The 3,163-nt window shown below is 65.0% G+C and carries 3 protein-coding genes; all 3 read left to right on the top strand.

The annotated features are described in order from the left end of the window. Window positions 1-227: 227 nt before the first annotated feature. The 3 genes from AC5RWX_RS31765 (at window position 228) to AC5RWX_RS31755 (ending at window position 3,030) form a co-directional block, all read left to right on the top strand. The gene (locus AC5RWX_RS31765; protein ID WP_494100167.1) at window positions 228-908 is read left to right on the top strand and encodes a DUF4245 domain-containing protein; all 681 of its coding nucleotides are present in this window, start codon (window positions 228-230) and stop codon (window positions 906-908) included. 9 nt (window positions 909-917) lie between these two features. Continuing rightward, on the top strand, window positions 918-1,532 hold the full coding sequence (locus AC5RWX_RS31760; protein WP_494100166.1) for a carbonic anhydrase: 615 nt from the start codon (window positions 918-920) through the stop codon (window positions 1,530-1,532). Between the two features lie 76 nt (window positions 1,533-1,608). After that, entirely contained in the window at window positions 1,609-3,030 is a 1,422-nt protein-coding gene (locus tag AC5RWX_RS31755; protein ID WP_494100165.1) for a class II fumarate hydratase, read from the top strand. Window positions 3,031-3,163: the final 133 nt, after the last annotated feature.

Here is a 3,163-nt window from a genome sequence, read left to right as displayed (position 1 = left end):
GGTGTCCCGTGCTCCTCGTCGTCGAGTGGCGATCAATGAACCCGCCCAGCCGGAACAGCCGTGCGGTGATTCCTCTGATATCGATCATAGTCGCGGCACCGGGTTCCGGCTGCGGGATGACGCGGCTGCGCAATGTAGTCCGAAGGCAGGACGGCAGCGGTATGCCGCGCTGGCGGACCGAGTGTGAGTTGCGCACCGGCATGGGCGACTATAGAGGGGTGAATGAAATGCAGGAAAAGACCAGCCCTTCCCCCGAACCAGCAGGATCCGGAAGCAACCGCGGATCCAGCGCGGCCGGAGGTCAGGACCCGGTTAAGCCTGTCATTCCGGCGGCGGCGGCCAAGCGGGCGAACGCCTCAGTGATCGGCATGATCATAGCCCTCGTGGTGAGCATCGCCGCGTTCCTGCCGATCGTCCTGATGAACCCCTCCCCCAAGAGCGACGGCTACCGCCCCAATATTGATGTCAGCGCCGCCGCCCGGAATGCAACGGACGTGGCAGGATTCACGCCGGTAGCGCCGGACACCGGCGACTCCTTCCGGCCCAACTACGCCAGATGGGAAGGGGGCACGGGAAGCGGTGTGCCTGCATGGGAGGTCGGCTATATAACGCCGAAGGAGTCCTTCATTGGACTGTTCCAGACGCGTATGGCCAATCCCACCTGGCTCCTTCAGCAAATGAAAAATGCCCCGGTGACGGGGTCCCGCAGCGCGGGCGGCCAGGAATGGGAGCTCCGCGATACCGGCAAGGGTGAGAAGTCGATGGTGCTGGAGTACCGCGGAACCACCGTCATCCTCACCGGCGCCGCCCCTCTGGACGAGTTCGCCAGCCTGGCAGACGCCGTCGTGAAATCCTTGGACGGCAATCCTGCCGTCACAGTTTCACCTGCGGCCACCCCTGCACCGTAAAGTAGGCGCGTGACTACCTATCTGACTCCTGCCCTCGCCTGGCGCCGGATGCGCGAAGGCAACGAACGCTTTGTCGCCGGCGAATCCTCCCATCCGAACCAGGACTCTTCACGCAGGTCCTCACTGGTGGAGAACCAGCACCCTTTTGCCGTGATCTTCGGCTGCTCGGATTCACGGCTCGCGGCGGAGATCATTTTCGACGTCGGGCTGGGAGACGTTTTTGTGGTGCGGACCGCCGGCCAGGTCATTGACGACGCCGTCCTCGGTTCGCTGGAGTACAGCGTCAGCGTCCTCGGTGTTCCGCTGATCGCCATCCTTGGTCACGACAGCTGCGGGGCCGTCAGCGCCACCAAGGCCGCGGTGGACACGGGCGAGATGCCGCCGGGCTTCATCCGCGACCTGGTGGAGCGCATCACCCCGTCGGTGCTGACTTCAATTCGCCAGGACAAGCACGAGGTCAACGACATGGTGGTGGAGCACGTCAAGCAGACCTCCCAGCGGCTGGCGGACAGCTCGCGTGTGATTTCGGACGCAATTGAAAGCGGACGCACCGCCGTCATCGGTCTCTCGTACAGCCTGGCGGAGGGCCGCGCCAACGTCGTTTCCGGGATCGGCGAGCTCTAGGGCGAGCGCCAAAAACCACCCGTAGCATGCTCTTCACGGTTTTCGGTGGGATGCCGGATCGCCCTAAGCTAGCCCCATGACTTCCACTGAAGAGTTCCGCATTGAACATGACACGATGGGCGAAGTCCGCGTCCCCGTGAACGCACTGTACCGCGCGCAGACGCAGCGGGCAGTGGAGAACTTCCCTATTTCCGGCAAGACCCTGGAACGGGCGCACATTGAAGCGCTGGCCCGGGTCAAGAAGGCTGCCGCCCAGGCCAACGCTGAACTGGGCGTGCTCGATGGCGAGCTTGCCAAGGCCATCGCAGACGCCGCTGATGAGGTGGCCGCCGGAAAGTACGATGGCGACTTCCCCATTGATGTCTTCCAGACCGGCTCCGGCACCTCCTCGAACATGAACACCAACGAGGTCATCGCGGAGCTTGCCACCCGTGCCCTGAAGGCCGCCGGCAGCGACAAGGTGGTCCACCCGAACGACCACGTCAACGCCTCGCAGTCCTCAAACGACGTCTTCCCCACGTCGGTGCACGTCGCCGCGACGTCCGCCCTGATCAACGACCTCATCCCTGCCCTCGGCTACCTGGCCGAGTCCCTGGAGCGCAAGGCCGCGGAGTTCAGGGACGTGGTCAAGTCCGGCCGCACCCACCTCATGGATGCCACGCCCGTGACGCTTGGCCAGGAGTTCGGCGGCTACGCGGCCCAGGTCCGGTTCGGCATCGAGCGCATCAATGCTTCCCTCCCCCGCGTCGCCGAGGTTCCCCTGGGCGGCACCGCTGTTGGAACCGGCATCAACACTCCGGCGGGTTTCCCGGAGCGGGTTATCGAACTGCTGGCCACGGACACCGGGCTGCCCCTGACCGAGGCCCGCAACCACTTCGAGGCGCAGGCCAACCGCGACGGCCTCATCGAGGCGTCCAGCCAGCTGCGCAACATCGCCATCTCGTTCATGAAGATCAATAACGACCTTCGCTGGATGGGCTCCGGCCCCAACACCGGCCTGGGCGAAATCGCCATTCCGGACCTGCAGCCGGGCTCTTCGATCATGCCCGGCAAGGTCAACCCGGTCATCTGCGAGGCGTCCATCATGGTGGCCGCGCAGGTTATCGGCAACGACACCGCCATCGCCTGGTCCGGAACCAACGGCGCCTTTGAACTGAACGTGGGCATCCCTGTCATGGCCGCCAACTTGCTGGAATCGGTCCGCCTGCTGGCCAACACCAGCCGCGTGATGGCGGACAAGATGATCGACGGCATCACCGCCAACGTGGAGCGCGCCCGGTTCCTGGCCGAGGCCTCGCCGTCCATCGTGACCCCGCTGAACAAGTACATCGGCTACGAAAACGCGGCCAAGATCGCTAAGAAGGCAGTTGCCGAAGGCCTGACCATCCGCGAGACGGTAGTGGCCATGGGCTTCCTGGAGCGCGGCGAACTCACCGAGGAGCAGCTGGACACCGCCCTGGACGTGATGTCCATGACGCGCCCGCCGCACAAGGCCTGAGTCCCCATCCCTCCTTCGCCCGCTCAGCCAGGGAACCCTCCCCGCTACCTCCCCAATCCCGCAAGCTCGACAGCGTCCCCCCGGTAGCGGGGCCCCTTGTCGACGACCGGCCGCTCACCTTCCCCGCGAAGGT

The organism is Arthrobacter sp. SPT-J7, assembly GCF_059089965.1.
Note: the sequence above shows the minus strand (reverse complement) of the source record. Positions and strands in the feature narration are given on the sequence as shown.